General features: G+C 70.1%; 19 protein-coding genes. 10 read left to right on the top strand and 9 right to left on the bottom strand.

The annotated features are described in order from the left end of the window. Positions 1-59: 59 nt before the first annotated feature. Together DOE79_RS03155 and DOE79_RS03150 are read right to left on the bottom strand one after the other, a co-directional pair. On the bottom strand, positions 60-761 hold the full coding sequence (locus tag DOE79_RS03155) for a LuxR C-terminal-related transcriptional regulator (protein ID WP_120337241.1): 702 nt from the start codon (positions 759-761) through the stop codon (positions 60-62). Next, a complete protein-coding gene (locus DOE79_RS03150) occupies positions 758-2,104 on the bottom strand; it encodes an ATP-binding protein (protein ID WP_245977090.1) in 1,347 nt (448 codons plus the stop codon). The genes DOE79_RS03155 and DOE79_RS03150 overlap by 4 nt, the downstream gene beginning before the upstream one ends. Positions 2,105-2,218: 114 nt before the next feature. On the opposite strand from DOE79_RS03150, the gene DOE79_RS03145 reads away from it, so the two are divergent. Both DOE79_RS03145 and DOE79_RS03140 read left to right on the top strand, forming a co-directional pair. Beyond that, the gene (locus tag DOE79_RS03145; RefSeq protein WP_120337240.1) at positions 2,219-3,925 is read left to right on the top strand and encodes a PspC domain-containing protein; all 1,707 of its coding nucleotides are present in this window, start codon (positions 2,219-2,221) and stop codon (positions 3,923-3,925) included. A 9-nt stretch (positions 3,926-3,934) separates the two neighbouring features. Beyond that, positions 3,935-4,360 carry a hypothetical protein gene (locus tag DOE79_RS03140; RefSeq protein ID WP_120337239.1) on the top strand — a complete coding sequence of 142 codons (426 nt, stop codon included), beginning with the start codon at positions 3,935-3,937 and terminating at the stop codon, positions 4,358-4,360. A gap of 27 nt (positions 4,361-4,387) precedes the next feature. On the opposite strand, the gene DOE79_RS03135 is transcribed toward DOE79_RS03140, so the two are convergent. After that, positions 4,388-4,801 (bottom strand): ASCH domain-containing protein, encoded by a 414-nt coding sequence (locus DOE79_RS03135; RefSeq protein WP_120337238.1) that lies wholly within the window; start codon positions 4,799-4,801, stop codon positions 4,388-4,390. A gap of 237 nt (positions 4,802-5,038) precedes the next feature. On the opposite strand from DOE79_RS03135, the gene DOE79_RS03130 reads away from it, so the two are divergent. Continuing rightward, positions 5,039-5,254, top strand: a complete 216-nt coding sequence (locus DOE79_RS03130) for a hypothetical protein (protein ID WP_120337237.1) — start codon at positions 5,039-5,041, stop codon at positions 5,252-5,254. On the opposite strand, the gene DOE79_RS03125 is transcribed toward DOE79_RS03130, so the two are convergent. After that, complete coding sequence (locus DOE79_RS03125) at positions 5,255-6,520, bottom strand: acyl-CoA dehydrogenase family protein (protein ID WP_120337236.1); 1,266 nt, start codon at positions 6,518-6,520, stop codon at positions 5,255-5,257. Positions 6,521-6,824: 304 nt separating this feature from the next. Here DOE79_RS03125 and DOE79_RS03120 point away from each other — a divergent pair, with 304 nt between their 5' ends. Next, positions 6,825-7,883, top strand: coding sequence for a DNA topoisomerase IB (locus DOE79_RS03120; RefSeq protein WP_245977089.1), 1,059 nt, complete (start codon positions 6,825-6,827; stop codon positions 7,881-7,883). 11 nt (positions 7,884-7,894) lie between these two features. Here the strand turns inward: DOE79_RS03120 and DOE79_RS03115 are convergent, their stop codons facing one another. After that, positions 7,895-8,941, bottom strand: coding sequence for an ATP-dependent DNA ligase (locus DOE79_RS03115; RefSeq protein ID WP_120337235.1), 1,047 nt, complete (start codon positions 8,939-8,941; stop codon positions 7,895-7,897). A gap of 108 nt (positions 8,942-9,049) precedes the next feature. Here DOE79_RS03115 and DOE79_RS03110 point away from each other — a divergent pair, with 108 nt between their 5' ends. Both DOE79_RS03110 and DOE79_RS03105 read left to right on the top strand, forming a co-directional pair. Beyond that, complete coding sequence (locus tag DOE79_RS03110) at positions 9,050-10,759, top strand: AMP-binding protein (protein WP_120337234.1); 1,710 nt, start codon at positions 9,050-9,052, stop codon at positions 10,757-10,759. Between the two features lie 92 nt (positions 10,760-10,851). Beyond that, positions 10,852-11,643, top strand: coding sequence for an MIP/aquaporin family protein (locus tag DOE79_RS03105; RefSeq protein ID WP_120337233.1), 792 nt, complete (start codon positions 10,852-10,854; stop codon positions 11,641-11,643). On the opposite strand, the gene DOE79_RS03100 is transcribed toward DOE79_RS03105, so the two are convergent. Then, positions 11,640-13,175, bottom strand: a complete 1,536-nt coding sequence (locus DOE79_RS03100; protein ID WP_120337232.1) for a maltokinase N-terminal cap-like domain-containing protein — start codon at positions 13,173-13,175, stop codon at positions 11,640-11,642. The two genes, DOE79_RS03105 and DOE79_RS03100, sit on opposite strands and share 4 nt — an antisense overlap. A 23-nt stretch (positions 13,176-13,198) precedes the next feature. Then, positions 13,199-13,741, bottom strand: a complete 543-nt coding sequence (locus DOE79_RS03095) for a GNAT family N-acetyltransferase (protein ID WP_120337231.1) — start codon at positions 13,739-13,741, stop codon at positions 13,199-13,201. Positions 13,742-13,864: 123 nt separating this feature from the next. Between DOE79_RS03095 and ppsA the strand changes: the two genes are divergently transcribed. Beyond that, positions 13,865-16,285 (top strand): phosphoenolpyruvate synthase, encoded by a 2,421-nt coding sequence (ppsA, locus tag DOE79_RS03090; RefSeq protein ID WP_120337230.1) that lies wholly within the window; start codon positions 13,865-13,867, stop codon positions 16,283-16,285. A gap of 59 nt (positions 16,286-16,344) precedes the next feature. On the opposite strand, the gene DOE79_RS03085 is transcribed toward ppsA, so the two are convergent. Further along, the gene (locus DOE79_RS03085; RefSeq protein WP_120337229.1) at positions 16,345-16,764 is read right to left on the bottom strand and encodes a hypothetical protein; all 420 of its coding nucleotides are present in this window, start codon (positions 16,762-16,764) and stop codon (positions 16,345-16,347) included. Between the two features lie 77 nt (positions 16,765-16,841). Then, positions 16,842-17,123, bottom strand: a complete 282-nt coding sequence (locus DOE79_RS03080; protein WP_120337228.1) for a hypothetical protein — start codon at positions 17,121-17,123, stop codon at positions 16,842-16,844. A gap of 203 nt (positions 17,124-17,326) precedes the next feature. Here DOE79_RS03080 and DOE79_RS03075 point away from each other — a divergent pair, with 203 nt between their 5' ends. From DOE79_RS03075 to DOE79_RS03065, 3 genes are all read left to right on the top strand, one after another. Further along, the gene (locus tag DOE79_RS03075) at positions 17,327-17,944 is read left to right on the top strand and encodes a DUF4956 domain-containing protein (protein ID WP_120337227.1); all 618 of its coding nucleotides are present in this window, start codon (positions 17,327-17,329) and stop codon (positions 17,942-17,944) included. Continuing rightward, the gene (locus tag DOE79_RS03070; RefSeq protein ID WP_120337226.1) at positions 17,941-18,717 is read left to right on the top strand and encodes a VTC domain-containing protein; all 777 of its coding nucleotides are present in this window, start codon (positions 17,941-17,943) and stop codon (positions 18,715-18,717) included. Before DOE79_RS03075 ends, DOE79_RS03070 begins: the two co-directional genes overlap by 4 nt. Positions 18,718-18,792: 75 nt before the next feature. Beyond that, the gene (locus tag DOE79_RS03065) at positions 18,793-20,658 is read left to right on the top strand and encodes a carbohydrate-binding domain-containing protein (protein ID WP_120337225.1); all 1,866 of its coding nucleotides are present in this window, start codon (positions 18,793-18,795) and stop codon (positions 20,656-20,658) included. Positions 20,659-20,661: the final 3 nt, after the last annotated feature.

The raw sequence follows: 20,661 nt of genomic DNA, 5'->3' as shown, positions 1-20,661 counted from the left end.
TGGCTTCCCTATGGGGCGCTCAAGCATCCGCTGAGCGCCGGCAGCAAGCCCACCCCGGGTCAGAGCAACTTGCGGGCCGTGGCCCAGGCCGTCAGTTCGTGCCGGCTGGAGAGCTGCAGCTTGCGCAGAACGGCGGACACATGCGTCTCCACGGTCTTGGGGGAGATGAAGAGCGCGCTCGCCACCTCCTTGTAGGCGTACCCGCGTGCGATCAGGCGCATCACCTCCTGCTCCCGGGCCGAGAGACGATCGAGTTCGTCGTTGGTCGCCGCGGTCTCGCCGGAAACGGCGCCGAAAGCGTCGAGCACGAACCCGGCCAAGCGGGGCGAGAAGACGGCGTCCCCGCCGGCCACCCGACGGGCTGCATCGGAGACCTCGGCGCCCGACGAACTCTTGGTGATGTAGCCGCGGGCACCGGCCCTGATGACGGTGACCACGTCGTCGGCCGCATCCGACACGCTCAGGGCCAGGAACACGGTGGCCGGCGCCCGCGCGGCCGCGGCCCTGATGACCTCAGCGCCGCCTCCGCCGGTGCCGCCGGGCAGGTGCACGTCCAGCAGCACCACGCGGGGCTGGGTGGCCACAACGACGGCGATGGCCTCGTCGACGGTCGCTGCCTCGCCGACGACCCGCAGCGCCGGGTCGAGCTCTGAGCGCAGGCCCGACCGGAAGATCGAGTGGTCATCCACGATCACCACGGTGAGCTCGGGGCCGGGCACGGTCCCTGGAACCGTGCCGGACGGGGTGGTCTGATCGGTCATGGTGTGCCGTCCTGGGGGTCGGGGTGAGGGGCGCTCCGGTCGGGCAGGGCGTGGTCCGCCGGGTCCTGCTCCGGCTGGTCGTACTCGGACTGGCCGTTGAGGGGGAGGGTGAGCCGGATCTCGGTACCGGTGCCGCCCGGGCCAGCCTGAACCACGGCCGTGCCGCCGGCCCGTCCCATGCGGGCCAGGATCGACTCCCGCACCCCCATGCGGTCGGCAGGGATCTGGTCGAGCGCGAAACCGGGGCCCCGGTCGGTGACACTCACGTCGATGGCGGTAGTCGAGGACTCCACGTAGACGGACACCCGGCCGCCGGCGTGCCGGGCTGCGTTGAGAATGGCCTCCCGCGCGGCTGCCAGAAGGGCCTCCGGCACGTCCCGGTCGATGCTGCCGACCGAGACCACATCAACGTGCACGGCGAAGTCGCGCTCAACGGTGGTCGCGATACCGCGCAGTTCTGCGGCCAGATCCACCGGTCCGGTCGCGGAGCCGGTGAACAGCCACTCGCGTAGATCGCGTTCCTGGGCGCGGGCGAGCCGGGCGGCATCGGAGTGCGGTCCGGCCTTCTGCTGGATGAGCGCGAGAGTCTGCAGCACCGAATCATGCAGATGAGCGGCCATCTCGGCCCGTTCGGACTCCCGCTCTCGTAGGGCACGCTCGTCGGACAGGTCGCGCATGAGGCGTACCGCCCACGGGGCAACGACCACCGCCACCCCCACGAGCACCGACAGCGCGGCAACGACGACGGTCCAGATGTTGGGGTTCTCACTGGTGACGAAGAACAGCAGAATGCCCAGGGCCACCAGAACCAGCGCCCCCAGAGCGCGCACGAGCATGCCGGAGCTTCGCGGCCCGGCTCCGCTGCGGAGCTCGGCGAACTGGCGCCAGGCCAGCCCCGTGCCCGCGAGGGCGACGATCGCGGGGATGATGGCATCCACCGGCAACGCGGCGCCCAACCGGTTGGCGATGAGCGCGCCCGCCGTGGTCACGAGCGCCAGCCCCAGAAGGATCTCGGTGACCGGTGCATGACGGGAGGCGGCGGTCTCACCGTCGGCCCCGGCGGCGGACGCGTCGGCCGGGGTGAGAACGGCCTTGGGCAGGTCGGAGCGGCCCGCGTCTCCCAGGGGGTGCGCGGACTCGTCGGGGGTGGTGGCCCACAGCCAGCCGTAGAGCAGCACCCCGGCGCCGCCGCAGAGGGCCAGAACCACGGCGACGGTGCGCACGTAGGTGACCGGCAGGCCGGAGTGCCGGGCGAACCCGGCGCAGACGCCTGCGATGATGCGCAGGCGTGGCCGCACAAGCTGCCCGCTGAGGCGGGGTCCGGTGGGACGCACGGTGGTCACAGGTCCATCCAAGCACGCCCAGAGTTGCCGGTCGCACCCTGATTCGCAGGCTCAGGGTGCAATCAGGGTCTTCCCCCATGGCCGCCGTGGTGCAGGGCGCGGGAGTATGGAGCCATGACAGACGCAGGGTCCACCACCACATCGGGTTCAGCCTACGGAAACTCCGGCCAGCCCACGCCGCCGGGCGGCGCCGCGTTCTTCGACTGGGTGCGAGGCCTCGGCTTCGTGCGCGGCCGGGACCGCTGGCTGGCCGGCGTGTGCGGGGCGATCGCGTCCCGCACCGGTCTCGATCCGTTGGTCGTGCGCGGCATCGCCGTCGTGATCGCGATCCTCGGTGGGCCGATCTTCTTCCTCTACGCCGTCGGCTGGGCCCTGATGCCCGACGAATCCGGGCGAAGCCTCGTGGAGCAGGCCGTGCGTCAGGTGTTCGAGCCGGCCATGATCGCCGTCGGGGTGCTCCTGTTCTTCACCTTCGTCCCCTGGATGCAGGGCATCTGGTGGCAGGGTCCGCCCGAAGTCTGGGGAATGCCCGGATGGCTCGAGGTCTTGTTGCGCACCAGCTGGGCGATCGGGCTCACGGTTGGCATCATTCTCCTGGTGATCTACATCGCCAAGCGGGTGCCGTCACCGCGCAACCGGCCCGCCACGGGCTACGGAAGCGCTGCCCCGCAGACTTCGCCGTACGGCAGTGCGCCGCAGTCCGGCAGCGCACCCCAGCCCGGAGGCGTCCCGCAGCCGAGCGCGGCATCCGACACGACCGCCGGCGCCGGAACACCCGCCCAGCCTGCCCAGACTTTCCCGGCCGACCCCGCGCCCACCGCGTACCCCGCCGCCCGCCCCGCCGCAGCTTTCGTGCCGCCCATCCCGCCCGTGCCGCAGCCACCGGCCGCGCCGGCTTCGGCCACGGCCCCCACGGTTCCGGTGTCGCCCGTCTCCGGGAGCACTCCGCCGACGGGCCCCTCGCTCTGGGATGACCTCACCGGTCACGGCGTCCCTGCTGCAGCGGCATCCGGTGGGTCTGCGCCGTACGGATCGACAGCGTCCGGATTCGCACCGTCCGGATCCGCACCCTCCGGGGCGGCCGCGTCCGGCTCCGGCGGGTACGGGTCCGGCCACGGGGCGGCCGGCTACGGTGCTGCGGACACCGCGCGACCCTTCGATCCCGACCGGTACCGGGCGTCGCACCGCCGCAAGCACCTGGGCGCCGGCTACATCGCCGTCGTCAGCGGAATCGCCCTGAGCATCGGCGCCGTGGCCGCCTCCTTCGTCGCCGATGGCTCCTGGTCGAACAGCGCCTTCCTGGTAGGTGCGTCCGCCGCGCTCGCCGTGATCGCCCTGGGAATCGTGATCGCCGGCGTCCGCGGCAAGGAGGGCGGCTGGCTGACCTTCTTCAGCCTCGTCCTGTCGGTCTCCCTGGCCTGGACGGCGTTCATTCCGGCCGGGACTGACGTCGCCACCTTCGGTGATCCCACCTGGCAATACAGCACCGACAGCCCCACGGGTTTCGCGATGATCGCCGGCGCACCCACCATCGACCTCACCGACCTCGACACCGCGCCGTCTGGCACATCCCGCGAGGTCGACGTCTGGACAGCCTTCGGCGACGTGGAACTCCTGCTGCCCGACAACCGCACCGTAGCAGTGGAGGCCAGCAGCCTCGCCGGCGGGATCGACTACGGCACCAGCAACGACCTCGACCGGGGTGGTGTGCTCTTCCACGACTCGCAGGTGGTGGCGGAAGGCGCCGGAACCGGCGTGACCACGGTCCGGGTCTGGACGCTCTTCGGCCAGGTCACCATCAACCAGCCGGCAGAACGCTAGGAGAAGACCATGACCAGTTCCAACAGCACCCCCGACAGCACCCCCGACGACATCCCGACCGGCGGACCGAGCACCGACGTGCACCCGGATGCTCACGCATCCGCGGCTACGGAGCCAGACACGGCCGCGTACAGCACGTCCGCCACCAGCACGTCTTCGACCAGCACGTCGCCCATCGGAACTGCGCCCACCGACGCCGTGCCGGCGCCCCAGCCGCCGGCACCTGCGGCGGCAGCACCCGCGCCCCGGCGCCGCCCGTTGTTCTCGACCATGCTGTGGGGCGCGTTGATGCTCGCCCTGGCCGCCTTCGTCGCGGCTCGCGAGCTGGTACCGGGGGAACTCGACCTGGTCACCTGGCTACTCACCGCGGTGGTGGGTATCGGACTGCTGCTCGTCGTGGCCGGCATCGCCGCTGCGTCCCGGCGGGCCGGCTAGAGGTCTCGTGCGGCGACGCCGCCGGGATCAGACGACCCTGAACACCTTGCTGATCACGGGTTCGGCATCCGTCAGCTGCCAGTCGGGGTCGCTCCTGTGCTTCCGGATGGCGGGAACCAGCGTTTCCCAGTAATCCCGGTGCACCGTGCGCCAGTGTTCGAGGGTGGGGGATTCGTGCCGGGCCAGCTCCAGGGTGGCCTCGGCGGCGGTGGTCTCGACCACCTCGAGAACCTCGATCACGGCAACCCTGAAGTCACCCGAATCGACCAGGGCGTACCGTGACCCGGCGACGGGCAGCGCCTCACCGGTCATCTCGTAGGCGACGCGCAGGTTGGACGAGCCCGTCTTCGCGCCGCTCATGACCAGAGCCACCATGAGTTCGCGGAACTCGCCCGGTTCGCCGAATACGAGTGGTGGAAGCGTGGTGATCTCGGCGTGCATGGTGGCTTTCTTTCACGGGCACCCGCGTCCGTTCGCGCGTGGTGGGGAGAACCAGCTTAGGCGGCACGCGAGGCTGCCCGATGACGACACTCCTACCGTTCCGCACCCGTCGGTCGCCGTCGACGGCGGCGTCCCTGCCGCGCCGTCGTGTGCCTCGCCGGACGGCCGTGCCGGTGGCATGATGCGAGGAGCACGGGCCGCCAACCGAGGCCGGCGCGACGACGACGGGAGAGCACCATGGCGCAGCGAAAGTGGAGCGATATGAGCGGAGCCCAGCGGTTCGGCGTTGTGGCCGGGGGCATCGTGCAACTGGTCCTCGCCGGCCTGGCCTGGAGCGACCTGGCCCATCGACCGGCCAAGAAGGTCAATGGGCCCAAGGGCGTATGGGCGGCCGTGATCGCCATCAACTATGCCGGCCCGATCGCCTACTTCATCGGTGGCCGCAAGGACTGATCAGGTGTACCAGCTGGGTTCGGGCACCTCGTTGAGCAGCACATACTGCCCTACCTCGCGCTTCTTGTAGGCGGCGGGGTCGTGAAGACTGTGCGTCCGCAGATTGCGCCAGAAGATGTCCAGCCCGACCGAGTTGGCCGTGGCCCGTGCCCCGGTGAGCTCGTAGATCTTGCTCGTGGTCTCCAGGCCGTCCTCGATGGCGCGAAGCTTGGCCGCGGCGATGAGCACGGCGATCTCGCCGCGGCGCCGGGGGCTGAGGTCTTCCCGCGGCTCGTGCAAGACCTGGCTGATCTCGGCGCCCGCCCGGTCCGCGATGGCCTCGTCCGCCCAGAGCTTGGACTGCAACTGGCCGTAGCCCTCGAGGAGGTACCACTCGTCGGTCGCCCGCTCTTTGTTGTCTCCGCCGTACGGCCAGGCGCGGGTGGAACTGCGGGTGTATTCCGCCGCCGTCTCGAGGGCGCCCTGGGTGATGCCCAGGTAGAAGTTCGTGAAGACCAGTTGGATGGCGGGCACGTTGAGCGTGTTGTAGACCAACGGCTGGAAGACTTTCCCGACGAATCCGGCGGCGTCGGACCACGGCACCCGCACCTGGCGGATCTCCACCGAGCCGGACTCGGTGAGGCGTTGGCCGAGATTGTCCCAGTCTCCGCCGAAGACGATCCCGGGCTGGCTGGTGGGCACGATCGCGAAGATGTGCGTGTCGGTGCCGTCGAGGACCCCTTCCAGGACGGTGAGGTCGGCCACCTCGCCACCGGTGGAGAACGACTTGTGCCCGGAGAAGACCAGCTCCTCGCCGTCCTCGCGCACTGACAGGTCCGAGTCGCGGGGATTGACGGCACCGCCGAACAGAAAGCTGTTCGTCGTGTAGAGCTCCTCGACGGCCGCGATCTGCTCGTCGGTGGCGACCAGACGGGCCGCCCACGCCCACAAGTAGTGATAACCGAGCAACTGGCCGATGGAACCGTCCCCACGCGCGACGACCCGGATCACCTGGTAGGCGGTTTCCCAGCTCTGACCGCCGCCGCCGTGAGCGACCGGGCCGAGCAGGGTCACCAGGCCGGAGTCCTTGAGGAGGCGCACCTCGGCATGGGGCGTCAGATTGGCGCGGTCACGGTCGACCGCGTCGACGATCAGGATGTCCGAGACCTCCCTGGCCCGGGCCAGCCACTCCTCTGCCGATGACGGGTGCGGCGAGCCGGCCCACCGGCCGGCGGAGGAGCCGTCGGTGGGAGCGGTGCTGACGCCGAGCTGCTCGGTGTGGGTCATGATGTCTCCTTCTGTTCGGTGATCGTGCTGTTCGGTGATGGTGCCGTGTTCTCGCCGGTCCCGGCCCGCCGTGGGCACCACGAAGAAGCGGCCGGCGGGGGCCGCTGCGAGCGTGTCGACGCCACGGGGTGGGGGATTCTGTCGAGGTGTTGCAACCCTAGACAGCACCCGTGGCCGGCACCGGAATACGACCGGAAGTTACGTCGGAGGGCACGGACAGGGGCCGGGTTGCCCGGAGGCCCGCCCTCGCTTAGCCTGAATGGGCGTCGTGACCGGGCACGGCAGAAGTGGGTGGGTGCTGACGATGTCGTCGAACGTTCAGGTCGTCCAGGCCGCCTCCGGCCGGAAACGGCTCGTGCGCCTGCGGCGCAGCAACACAGCTGGGGTGGGCTACGCCCGGCGCCGTTCCGGCCGCGGATTCAGCTACCGGGATGCCGACGGCCGCACGGTGACCGACCCCGAGTTGCGCGCCCGGTTCGCCTCACTCGCCATCCCGCCGGCCTGGACGGATGTCTGGATCGCCCCGTATTCCAACGGCCACATCCAGGCCACGGGCGTCGATGCCGCCGGCCGCCGTCAGTACCTGTACCACCCCGACTGGCACACCCGGCAGGACCGGGTGAAGTTCGCCCGCGCGCTCGAGCTGGCCCAGTCGCTGCCCGCGGCGCGCGGCTACGTCACCCGGAGCCTCCGGCGCACCCCGTCCTCGGCTGACGAGTCCCGGGACCAGGCCCTCGCCGCCGCGTTCCGCATCCTCGATCAGGGTGCCCTGCGGATCGGCAGCGAGCGGTACGCCGAGGAGAACGGCAGCCACGGCTTGTCCACGCTGCTGCGCTCGCATGTGCTCTTGACCGGCGACACCGTGGTCTTCGAGTTCCCGGCCAAGAGCGGGCAGGCCTGGTCGAGCACCCTGGTCGACCCCGACGTGGCCGGCTACGTGCGTGACCAAGACCGTCTGCTCGGCACGACGGACCCGGACTACGCCGACGACCCCGGGCGGTTGCTGCTCACCTGGATCGAGGGCGACGAGGTGCGCACGGTGTCCGCCGCCGACGTGAACGAGTTCATCAAGGAACGCACCGGCGGCGACTTCAGCGCCAAGGACTTCCGCACACTGCGCGGCACGGCGGCCGCGGCGGTCAGCCTGGCCCGGTCGGGCGTCGAAACCGGCACCAGGGCCCGCGGCCGCGCCCTGACGACGGCCATGCACGCCGCAGCCGAGGTGCTCGGCAACACCCCCGCGATCGCCCGGTCGAGTTATGTGGATCCCCGCGTGGTGGACGCGTACAACACCGGCCGGACGATCGATCCCGCGCGCGCCGCATCCGCCGAATCGGAGCTGCGCCGGCTGCTGCTGGACTGACCGGGCCCAGGCTAGTCGAGAACCTGGCCGAGGTCGTAGGCGATCGGCCGCTCCAACTGGTCGAAGGTGCACGAGCGCGGCTCCCGGTCGGGCCGCCACCGCTCGAACTGGGCGGTGTGCCGGAACCGTTCGCCCTCCATGTGGTCGTAGCGCACCTCCAGGACCCGGCTGGGCCGCAGCCGCACATACGAGGTGTCCTTGTTGGCCGAGAAACGGTTGCGCTCGGTCTCGCCCGTGACCACGGCGCCCGCCTCGTCGAGCAGCACGAGCGGGTCGAGCTCGTCGACGAGCTCCAGGCGGCGGGCGTCGCTGAAGGCGGATGCGCCGCCCACATTCCGCAATTCGCCGTCGGCGTCGTACAGGCCGAGCAGCAGCGACCCCACTCCGTTGCCGCTGACGTGCCGGCGGTACCCGAGCAGCACGACGTCGGCGGTGCGGTGGTGCTTGACCTTGAACATCAGCCGTTTGCCCGGCGCGTACGCCGCCGTGAGGGGCTTGGCGACCACACCGTCCAGCCCGGCGCCCTCGAACTCGACCAGCCAACGGCGGGCCAGCGCCACGTCGCGGGTGGTGCGGGTGAGATGGATCGGGTCGCCCAGACTGCCGACCAGGTCTTCCAGAATCGCGCGACGCTGCTCGAACGGAGTGTCCAGCAGGCTCGTCGATCCCCGGGCGAGCACATCGAAGGCGACGAAGGTGGCGGGGGTTTCGTCGGCGAGGCGCCGTACCCGGCTCGCGGCCGGGTGGATGCGCTGGGACAGCTGCTCCCAGGACAGGTGCTCTGCGCCGGGTGCGCCCGTGCGCAGCACGATCTCACCGTCGAGAACGCAGGGCTCGGGCAGCATCTCCTCGAACGCGTAGGTCAGCTCGGGAAAATACCGGGTGAGCATCTTGGAGCCCCGGCTGCCGATTGCGCTCACGGTGCCGTCGAAGGAGACGATGCTGCGGAAACCGTCCCACTTGGGTTCGTAGCTGAGGCCCCCGGGCACGCTCTCCGGCTCGGGCACGGTGTCGACCGCGCGGGCGAGCATGGGGGAGACGGGGGCTGCGACTGCCATGCCCCGAGTCTCACCCGCCTGGGCCCGAATACAAGCTCTTGCACGAATTCTCAGGAAGACTGGTCGTTCATGCCGGTGCGGGCATCCACAGGTGAGGATGATGGAGGAATGACTGAGCGCACGAGCACGACCAACTTCCGCCGCGCCCGCGACCAGCTCCTCGAGCTGCGCAGCGATCACCCGGGCGCATCCGCCGCCTTCGTCTGGCCCGATGTAGGCGACAGCTTCAACTGGGCGGTCGACTGGTTCGACGTGATCGGCACCGGAAACGACAAGACCGCCCTGTGGATCGTCGAAGAAGACGGCCGTGAACTCAAGGTGAGCTTCGACGAGATGGTCACCCGCTCCGACCAGGTCGCCAGCTGGCTCCTGACGCACGGGGTGCGCAAGGGTGACCACGTGATGCTCATGCTCGGCAACCAGGTGGAGCTGTGGGAGACCATGCTCGCCATCATGAAGGTGGGCGCGGTCATCCTGCCCACCTCGACGGTGCTGGGCACGACCGACCTGGCCGACCGGGTACTGCGCGCCGGCGTGCAGCATGTCATCGCCAACACCGAGGACACCGCGAAGTTCGACGGCGTCGATGGCGGCTTCTCGCGCATCTGCGTCGGCGAGCCCGCCGCGGGCTGGACCGACTACGCGGACTCCCTGCGGGCAGCGACGGGCAAGGTCGACGTGCCCGTCGGCTCCGACGACCCCTCGTTGATCTACTTCACCTCGGGCACCACGAGCAAGCCCAAGATGGTCGTGCACAGCCAGACCTCGTACCCGGTCGGCCACCTCACCACCATGTACTGGCTGGGCCTCCGGCCCGGCGACGTGCACCTGGCGATCAGCTCGCCGGGGTGGGGCAAGCACGCCTGGAGCTGCTTCTTCTCGCCGTGGATCGCCGAGGCCACGGTGTTCATCTACAACTACTCGCGATTCGATCCGGCCGCTCTGGCCAGCCAGTTGCACCGCGCCGCCGTGAGCACCTTCTGCGCGCCGCCGACGGTGTGGCGGATGCTGATCCAGTCGGATGTGGGCGCGAAACCGGCGAACCTCCGCGAGATCCTCTCGGCGGGGGAGCCGCTCAACCCCGAGGTGATCAGTCAGATCCAGCGCGCCTGGGGGCTGACCATCCGGGACGGCTACGGCCAGACCGAGACCACCGCGATCGTCGGCAACGTCCCCGGCTCGCGCCTGAAGGCAGGGTCGATGGGGTTGCCGCTGCCCGGTGTGGCCGTGGTCCTGGTCGACCCGATCACGGGGGAGCTGACCGAGGAGGGCGAGATCTGCCTGGACCTCACCACGCTGGCCGTCAACCTGATGTCGGGGTATCACGGCGACACCACGCGCAGCGCCGAGGTACTGCGGGACGGGTACTTCCACACCGGCGACGTCGCCAACCGCGACGAGAACGGCTACCTCACCTTCATCGGCCGCACCGACGACATCTTCAAGTCGTCGGACTACAAGGTGTCGCCGTTCGAGGTGGAGAGCGTGCTGATCGAGCACCCCGCCGTGATGGAGGCGGCGGTCGTTCCCGCCCCGGACGACACCCGGCTGAACATCGCCAAGGCCTACGTGGCCCTGGCCGCAGGATGGGCTCCGGACGCCGAGACGGCGCTGGCCGTGCTGCGACACGCCCGCAACGGGTTGCCGCCCTATATGCGGGTGCGCCGGGTGGAGTTCTTCGAGTTGCCCAAGACCAACTCGGGCAAGATCCGCCGGGTGGAACTGCGGGCCAGGGAGAACGACGCGGCGGCCGCGAACGTGCGGCTGGCCGAGGAGTGGCGCGACGACCAGTTCCCGGAGCTCAAGAAGCGGTCCTGATCCAGTGGGGCCGGGGCTTCGCGCCCCGGCCCCACGGCGGGTATGTTCCCCAGCGTGCGGAGGTCCGCTCCGCCCGCTGACGGGAGCAGCAGATGAGCCAGACGACCGAACTCGTTCCGAAATCCGTTCTCACCCGCATCCAGGACTTCTCCGATCCCCGACAGGAGTGGCGCCGGCTCTTCGCCGAGCTCTACGGCACCTTCCTCCTCGTGCTCGTGGCGGCCGGTGGCGGCATGATGGGCCAGGCGTTCCCCGGCGTGATCGACCGCAGCGCGGCCGTCACCGCGCCCGGGCTGATGGTGCTCGGGGTCATCCTGTTCATGGGCAAGGTGTCGGGGGCGCACCTCAATCCCGCCGTGAGCATCGCCTTCGCGCTCCGCGGTGACTTCCCGTGGTGGCGGGTTCCGGGCTACATCGTCGTGCAGCTGGCCGGAGCCGCTCTCGCCGCTCTCGTGCTCAGAGCCGTGATCGGGGTGTCGGCCACCGCCGGGTCCAACTACCCGGCCAGCGGCTACTCCACCTGGGCCGCCTTCTGGATGGAAGCCATCCTCACCCTCGGCTTGGTGAGCGTGATCCTCGGCACGGCGTCCGGCGCCCAGAACGTGGGCCTGTTCGGGGCGTTCGGCGTCGGCGCCTACATCGTCCTCGCCGGCCTCTGGGGGAGCCCGCTCTCCGGGGCGTCGATGAATCCAGCGCGCACCTTTGGACCCGATCTGGTCGGCTGGGACTTCACGGACTACTGGGTGTACCTGGCCGGCCCCCTCGCCGGCGCGGTCGCCGCCGTGGGACTGGCGTTCCTGCTGCGCGGCCGCGGTGGCGGTGCATCAGGGTCGGCCGCGGCGCAGGGCGCCCTGTTCACCGAGGTGTCGGACGGCGATCGTTAGGGCGTGCGGCGGGCCGGGTGCCCCTGGGCGTCCGGTTCGAGGCGGACGCCCTCCAGGGTCAGCGCCCGCGCCGCGGCGTCGTTGATCAGGCGGCTGACGGCCAGCAGCGGGATGGGCAACCAGGAGGGCCGGTTCCGGGACTCGTAGACGCTCTCGTAGATGGCCTTGTCGAGCTCGAACGCCGCCAGCAACGGTTCCTGGCCGGTGAGCGAATCGCCGTCCTGCTCACGGTACCCCTGCAGGAAGGCGGCCCGGGCACTCGCTGTCCAGGCGAGTGCGGCGGGACCGGCGGCCGGATCACGCCTGGCGATGGTCGCGCCCACATACGAGAACGACCGCAGCATGCCCGCCACGTCCCGCAGCGGGATATCCGGCAGGGTGCGTTCGGACAGGGGCCGGAGCGGTTCGCCCTCGAAGTCGATCAGCACCCAGCCGCGCCCGGGCGCGTCGAGGACCTGACCGAGGTGGTAATCGCCGTGGATGCGTTGCAACCGGGGCCAGGACACCGCCTGGGCGCGGGCGAAAACGCCGGCCACGGCGTCACCGTGCCGGGCAAGTTCCGGCACCTCACGCGCGGCCAGGCGGTAGCGCTCCCGCATCGAGGAGCAGAGCTGGTCGACGACGTCGGGCGTGGATTCGACGGTGGGGAACACCCGCGCCAGATCCCGGTGCACGGCGGCCGTCGCCGCCCCCAGCGCGCGCGCCGGGCCGGAGAAGTCCTCGCCGACGGCCGCGGCGCCCAGCGCGACTCGCCAGGCGTCTTCGACCCCGGGCAGGAACTCCTGGACGAAGGCCAGATGGCCGCTGCTCCGGGTCGCCGCGAGCGGACCCGTCCACTCGGCCCACACCGTTCCGATGGGCTCGGGCACGAACCGGGACCCGGCAAGGGCGAGGGCGGACTGCACCGACACATCCGGGTTCTGGCCGTCGGCCACGACCCGGAACACCTTGCAGATCACCGGCCGGCCGGGCCGGCCGTCGGGGCCGGCGAGGTCGACGATGATCGAGGTGTTCGACTGCTCCCCGCTGAGGACCCGGCTGGCCACCACCGTGAGCCCGCGCAGGACGCCGGCGGCCGGCGTGCGAATCGTCTCGCCCCGCGCGTTCATGCCGGTGTGGTCGACGGCCGGAGCCGCCCCGCCGGACACGACGAAGCCCAGTAACCCCGCCGCGTAGGCGGGGTCGTGGGTGGCGTCGTACACGTACCGGGGGAGTCCGTCGACGCCGGTGACCCGCGCGATGAGGGCCGGAGAGGCGGACTCGTTCGCTCCGGACCCGCTCGGCCCGGTCTGGGGCAACGGGGTGGCACGCTCCGTCAGCGGCAGCTGGTACACCGTGGAGAACCGGCTGGCGGTGTCGAGCACCAGATGGCACCGGATGCGCACGCCCGGCTCGGTGCTGGGCAGCGCCCACTGGCCGATGCTGGTCAGAACCGGGCTGTGGCCCTTGCCGGCGAACCAGCGCTGCCGGCCCGCCCAGCCGTCGAGGCCGGGAGGAAGGTCGATGCCGGTGCCGGCGCTGGCGTGCTTCATGTGGCTCAGCGTATCCCGGCCGGCTACTCGGGCGGTGCCGAACGCACCTGCGAGACGTCGGCGCTGAGCAGCGACACCAGCACGGAATCATTTTTCGTTGCCTGCTGGCCGATTTCGGTGAAGCCCAGGCGGTCGTGGAAGGCCAGCGACTCCGGGTTGGCCGGGCGCAGGTTGACCTCGCAGAACACCACGTCGGTGCCCAGGGCCCGCGCGGCGTCGAAGACGGCCGAATAGAGGTGCGCGCCCAGGCCGAGGCCGCGGTGATCCGGCGCCACGATGATGCGGTCGACGTACAGGAAGGAGTCGGTGCGGCGGGAGAACCACCGGTAGTTCTCGCTGGCGTAGTCGGCGCCGGCAGCGAAGAGGATCACGAAGCCCAGCACGGTGCCCGGTTCGGTGTCGGTCGTGACGGCGACGGCGCTGTGGCATGCTGCGAGGAGCACCGTGAGCTCGTCGACGTCGAGGTCGTTGACGGCCGGCACCGCGGCGCTGTTGAGTTCGAGTAACTGGGCGGTGTCCGTGTCGAGCACGGGACGGAGGGACACCGGGGGCAGCGTGGAGTTCATCCTCCGACGATAATCGACGGGCCCCGTCCCGTCCCGCCGCCACGCTCCTAGCCGCCGCCGCTGGAGCGCAGTAGGTTGCCGCTGCCGGCGAATTAGGCGCCGGCTCTGAACGCGGGAGGACTCATGCGTGGTCGCGAAGTTGTCTGGTTCAATACCATCGGGCTGACGGACGTTCCTCAGGTCGGCGGCAAGAACGCATCCCTGGGCGAGATGGTGCGCTCGCTCGCGGCCCGCGGCGTGCGGGTGCCCAACGGCTTCGCCACGACGGCCGACGCGTACCGTGCCTTCGTCGCGGCCAACGGGCTCGAGAGCGTGATCCGCGAACAGATCGACCGCTATCACTCCGGCCGATCCTCGCTGCGCCAGACCGGTCTGTGGTTGCGTGAGGCGTTCCTGGCCGGGGAGTTCCCTGCGGCGATTGCCGACGACATCCGGGTGTTCTACCGCACGCTGTCGACAGAGGCCGGGGTGCCCAACCTGCCCGTGGCCGTGCGCAGCAGCGCCACGGCCGAAGACCTGCCGGATGCCAGCTTCGCCGGCCAGCAGGAGACCTTCCTCAACGTCAGCGGCGAGCGGGACCTGCTCGACGCCTGCCGCCGTTGCTACGCGTCGTTGTTCACCGACCGTGCCATCAGCTACCGCGAGGTGAAGAACTTCGACCACCTCGAGGTCGCGCTGTCGATCGGCGTGCAGCGGATGGTGCGCAGCGACCTGGCCGGATCCGGCGTGATGTTCTCCATCGACACCGACACCGGCTTCCCGGGCGCCGCGGTGATCAGCGCCGCCTGGGGGCTGGGCGAGACCGTGGTGCAGGGCGCGGTGGACCCCGACAAGTACCTGGTCTTCAAGGCGCTGCTCGCCGAACCCGACTGCGAACCGATCATCGAGAAGACCCTGGGGCGGAAGGATCGCAAGATGACCTACGCCGAGGGCGGCAGCGCGCGCACCCGGGTCATCGACACTCCCGAGCGGGAACGCCGAGCCTTCGTGCTCGACAACGCCGAAATCGTGCAGCTGGGCCGCTGGGCGCACATCGTGGAGGACCACTACGGCCGGGCGATGGACATGGAGTGGGCCAAGGACGGGATCACCGGTGAACTGTTCCTGGTGCAGGCCCGGCCGGAGACAGTGCACTCGCAGAAGAGCCTCACCCGGTTCTCGGTGAGCCGACTGATCGAGAGCGGGCCCGTGCTGGTGTCCGGCGTCGCCATCGGCGACAGCATCGCCTCCGGCACGGCCTGCGTGATCCGCGACCCCGCCGACATCGAGAAGTTCCGGGACGGCGCGATCCTGGTGACCGAGATGACCGACCCCGACTGGGTGCCCATCATGACGCGGGCGGCCGGGATCATCACCGACCACGGCGGCCCCACGAGCCACGCCGCCATCGTCAGCCGGGAACTCGGTGTGCCGGCCGTGGTCGGCACCCGCAACGCCACCGAGGTGCTCACCGAGAACGCGCCCATCACGATCTCCTGCGCCGAGGGTGATGAGGGCTTCGTGTACGCAGGCATCCTGGCCTCGGAGACCGAACAGATCGACCTGGGGGCTGTGCCGATCACCCGCACCCAGGTGATGGTCAACATCGCCAGCCCGGCCGCGGCGTTCGAATGGTGGCGGCTGCCCACGGCGGGGGTGGGGCTGGCGCGGATGGAGTTCATCATCAACAACCTCATCAAGATCCACCCCATGGCGCTCGTGCACCCGGAGCGGGTGACCGATCCGGCCGTGCTGCGCCAGATCGCCGAGCTCACCCGCGGGTACGACGACCTCGGCGAGTACTTCGTGAACACTCTGGCGCTGGGCATCGCCAAGCTGGGGGCGCCGTACCACCCGCATCCGGTGATCGTGCGGCTGAGCGACTTCAAATCGAACGAGTACGCGCACCTGATCGGCGGTGACGTCTTCGAGCAGGGCGAGGAGAACCCGATGCTGGGCTTCCGGGGCGCCTCCCGGTACTACGACCCGAAGTACGCCGAGGGGTTCGCGCTGGAATGCCGGGCGCTCAAGCGCGTGCGCGAGCAGATCGGCTTCAGCAATGTGATCGTGATGGTGCCCTTCTGCCGCACCACGACCGAGGCCGACAAGGTGCTCGCGGTGATGGCGGAGAACGGCCTGGTGCGCGGACAGAACGGCCTGCAGGTCTACATGATGTGCGAGATCCCGGCCAATGTGATCCTGGCCGAGCAGTTCGCCACCCGGTTCGACGGGTTCTCCATCGGCTCCAACGACCTCACCCAGCTGGTGCTCGGTGTCGACCGGGACTCCGGCGACCTGGCGGCCCTCTTCGACGAACGCAATGAGGCCGTGACCCGGATGATCAGCGAGGCCATCGAGAAGGCGCACGCGGCCGGCATCAAGATCGGCATCTGCGGGCAGGGGCCCAGCAACTACCCGGATTTCGCCCAGTTCCTCGTCGGGGAGGGCATCGACTCGATCTCGCTCAACCCGGACTCCTTCCTGAAGACCGTGCACCTGATCAAGGAGGCCGAGACTGCGGCGGCGACGGGCACCTGGCCGACGCTCACCCGGGTGACGACCTAACCGGCGGAGCGGGCCCGGCCGGCGCGGGTGACGCGGCCGGGAACCGCGGCCGCGCGATGCTAGACCGAGTCGTCCGTACTCTGGTCGGCGCCGTCGAGCAGGGCGCGTTCGTAGTCCGCCTCGGCAGCGTCGGCCACCTGCCGGGCGGCGATGACGCGCTCGCTGATCCGGTGCTCCACGGCCTCGGCCATTGCCACCTCCTCGGGAGAGGCGTTGGACAGCAGGTCCTCCAGGGTGTCGGGGTCGCGGTGCATGGCCTCGATGGCCGCCACCTCCGCCCGGGCGACCGCGGCCCGGCTGCGCAGGAACGTGATGCGCGCCTCCCACTGCTGGCGGGGGTTCGGCGGCGGTGGCGGCACCGGCTGCACGCTGTGCCCGATGCCGGCGGAATCCGCGTGTCCTGCGCTGCCCAGTCCTGCGCTGCCCAGGCCAGTACTGCCGGTGTTGCTGCGGCCGGTGTCATTGCTCTCGACGTTCACGGCGCCTCCCTTGTCGGTGGGAGCCTAGCGCCGCATCCGGCCGGGCGGAATGGAGGCTCCGGTGCCGCCCGCGCCCGTTAGTCGAAGGTGCGCAAGAGCTGCCAGCGACCCCGGCCGTCGTCGTGCTGGATGTCGAAGACCAGCGAGGTGCCGTCATCGGCGGTGCCCTGGCACCGCCAGGCCGCCACGGGTTTGGGCGGATGGGTGAGGAAATGCAGCAATTCGTCGGGCAGCGACGCCGATGCCGTCAACGGCGTGGGGGTGTCGGTCACGCGGAACCGGCGGGCTCGCCAAACCAGTCGCACGGGGGAGCCCTCCGGGGTCACCCAGACCGCAACGGTCTCATTGATCACACTCATGGGGCATCACCTCGACTTGTAGAACATATGTTCGAAGTTTACTGCACACCCGCCGACATTACGAGACCCGGATGTCGTGACCGGGGTGTCCGGGCCGGCCGGGCCGGCTCAGCAGTGGCTCATAACCCGGGCATAGCCGGCTCATAAGCGCCTCCGGCTAGATGGACATCGTTGCGTTACCGATAGTTCATTTGGAGGACACCATGTTGCAGGCCGCGATCATCCTGATCGATCTGCTCTTCATCAGCCTGCTCACGTTCGGGCTGTATTTTCCACGTCACCGCCGTCGAGACCTCGTCGTCGCGTACCTCATCGTCAACGTCGGCGTGCTGGCCGTGGCCCAGGTGCTCGCGTCGAGCACCGTGGGTGTGGGGCTGGGCCTCGGCCTCTTCGGTGTGCTCTCGATCATCCGGCTGCGCTCCAGCGAGATCGAGCAGCACGAAGTGGCCTATTATTTCGCCGCCCTCGCCATGGGGCTGCTCGCCGGCCTGAGCACCGAGCCCTCAGTGCTCACCGTCGTGTTGATGGCTCTCATCGTGGCCGTCGTCTACTTCGGCGACAACCCCCGGCTGTTCCGCAGCTACCGTCAGCAGACCGTGGTGCTGGACGCGGCGATGCCCGACGAGTCCGCCCTCATCGCCCATCTCGAGGGACTGCTCGGCGCCCGGGTGCACGGCGTGCACGTGCGCAGTCTCGACCTCGTCAATGACACCACTGTCGTCGACGTGCGGTACCAGGTGGGAGCCCAGCGTTCCTCGGCACCCGCCCCGGCTCCGCGGCCCAGCACCGGTGTCACGCTCCTCCAGGAGACGAACCGATGAGCACCGTGCTCGACCTGCCGCTCGGTGGCCTCGGCACCATCGACTTGGCCGAACTAACCGACCGCGCGGGACTGCTCACCCGGGTCGACCGCAAGTACGTGTTGCCGCGGAGCGAGCTCGGCGGTGTCCTGGCCGACCTCGACCCCTGCGTGCGGGTGCTGGACATCGACGGGGTGCGGTCGTCGGCGTACGAATCGGTGTATTTCGATACCCCGGAGCTCACCAGCTTCCTGATGGCGGCGCATCCGCGTCGGCGCCGGTTCAAGATCCGTACGCGCACCTACGTCGACTCCGCCCAGAGCTACCTCGAGGTGAAGACCCGCGGTGGCCGCGGCGTGACCGTCAAGGACCGCCTGCCCTACGGGATCGACGACCGGGGCACCCTCACCAGAGAGGGCCGCCGATACACCGACACGGTGCTGGACGAGGCCGAGATCCGCGGTGCGGAGGGGCAGGACCTCGTGCCCACGCTCACCACCCGCTACCTGCGCACGACCCTGTTCGTTCCGGAGTCCAGCAGCCGGGCCACGATCGACACGGGCCTGTCCTGGGCCGCCACGCCCACCGGCGCTCAGCCGCTCCGGCTGGACCGGCCGCACCTGGCGATCGTGGAGACCAAGTCCGGCTCGCGGGCCTCCGCGGTCGACCGGATCCTCTGGGCGCACGGGCACCGGCCGGCCAGCATCTCGAAGTACGGCACCGGCATGGCGGCTCTTCGCGCCGATCTCCCCGGCAACAAATGGGCCCCCGTCCTGCGCCGGTACTTCCGTTAGGCGCCCCTCGCGCCGGCACTCCCCACCTCCTGACCACCGCCCCAGCGCGGACACCCATCGATTGTGAGTACCCCCATGAAGAAATCACCCGCCGCGCCATCCGTGCCCGGCAACCGCCGCTACGGTGTGCAGGCCTGTACCTACCGGGTGCTGCCGTTCCTCGTCACCGCGGCCCTGCTGACCGGATGCACCGCCGTCGCCGGGACCGCCGAGTCGACCGGCAGCACCAGCGCCTCCGCCACGGCCGCCGTCGCCGTGGACACGTCCACCACCGCCGCCGAGGTGCTGGCCGCGAACCAGCAGACCCATGACGACGCCGCCGACTACGAGTGGGACGACGCCGACGTGGTGTCGATCACCCTCGACGGCGACAGTGCCTCGACCGACAGCGCCTCCGAAGACAGCGGGGCGGTGACCATCTCCGGCAGCACCGTGACCATCACGGCCGCCGGAACCTACGAACTCAGCGGCACCCTCGATGACGGGCAAATCGTCGTCGCCTCCGTGGGTGAGGGCACCGTGCGCCTGATCCTCAACGGCGTCAAGGTGAGCAACTCCACCGGGGCCGCCCTGGTCGTCTCCGAGGCCGACGAAGCGATGATCGTGCTGGCCGACGGCTCGAGCAACTCCCTCTCCGACACCGACAGCTACGCCGAGGAGGCCGACGCCAACGCTGCGCTCTACAGCGCGGCCGACCTGACCATCACGGGCGCGGGCTCGCTCGACGTGACCGGCAACGGCAACGACGGCATCACCAGCACGGATGGCCTGATCATCAACGCCGGCACCCTCACGGTGAAGGCGGTGGACGACGGCATCCGCGGCAAGGACTACCTGGTGGTGGACGGCGGGACCGTCACGGTCACCGCCGGCGGCGACGGCCTGAAGTCCGACAACGAGGAGGACGTGACCCGCGGCTACATCTCGCTGACCGGCGGCGCCGTGGACGTGACGGCTGCGGGGGACGGCATGCAGGCCGTCACCGACGTGGTGCTCTCCGGCGCCGAGGTCACCGTGCAGTCCGGCGGTGGCCACACGGCCACGGTCGCAGACGACGTCTCGGCGAAGGGCCTCAAGTCCGGGGTTGTGACGGTCGTCGACGGCGGCACCCTCTCCGTCGACGCGGCGGATGACGCGCTGCACTCCGATGGAACGGTGCGGATCGCCTCCGGCGAGGTCACCCTCGCAGCGGGCGACGACGGGGTGCACGCCGACACGGCGCTCGACGTCATCGGCGGCAGCATCACCGTGACCACCTCGTACGAGGGACTGGAGAGCACGGCCATCAGTATCGGGGGCGGCACCGTCTCGGTCACCGCCAGCGACGACGGCCTCAATGCCTCCAGCGGCAGCACCACGACCGCCCAAGGCGGCGGTGGCGCGGGAATGGACTCCGACGGCGGGGAGACCATCACCATCACCGGCGGCAGCACGGTCATCGACGCCGGTGGAGACGGCTTCGACTCCAACGGCTCGGCGACCATGAGTGCCGGCACCCTCGTAGTGAACGGTCCCACCAACGACGGCAACGGTGCGCTCGACGTGAACGGCACCTTCACCATGACCGGCGGCACCCTGCTGGCCGCCGGAAGCGCCGGGATGGCGGTATCGCCCGAAACCGGCTCCGGCCAGACCTTCGTGGCGATCTCGCTCGATTCGGTGCAGGACGCCGGCAGCACCGTGCAGCTCGTGGACAGCTCCGGTGACGTGCTGATGGCCTTCGAGTCAATCAAGGACTTCCAGTCCGTGGTGTTCTCCTCCGCCGAGCTGACCGACGGTGAGACCTACAGCGTGTACGTGGGCGGAACGGCCTCCGGCGAGATCGCGGCCGGGGTCTACTCGGACGGCGACTATGCGACGGCGACGAACGCGACAACCGTGACCGCAGGTGTGGCCGCGACGGGAACGATGGGCGGCGGAGGCGCCGGCGGACCCCGCTGAGCA

This window comes from Cryobacterium soli (assembly GCF_003611035.1).
Lineage (GTDB): Bacteria > Actinomycetota > Actinomycetes > Actinomycetales > Microbacteriaceae > Cryobacterium > Cryobacterium soli.
The sequence above is the reverse complement of the archived record's forward strand: the minus strand, read 5'-3'. Positions and strand labels throughout refer to the sequence as shown.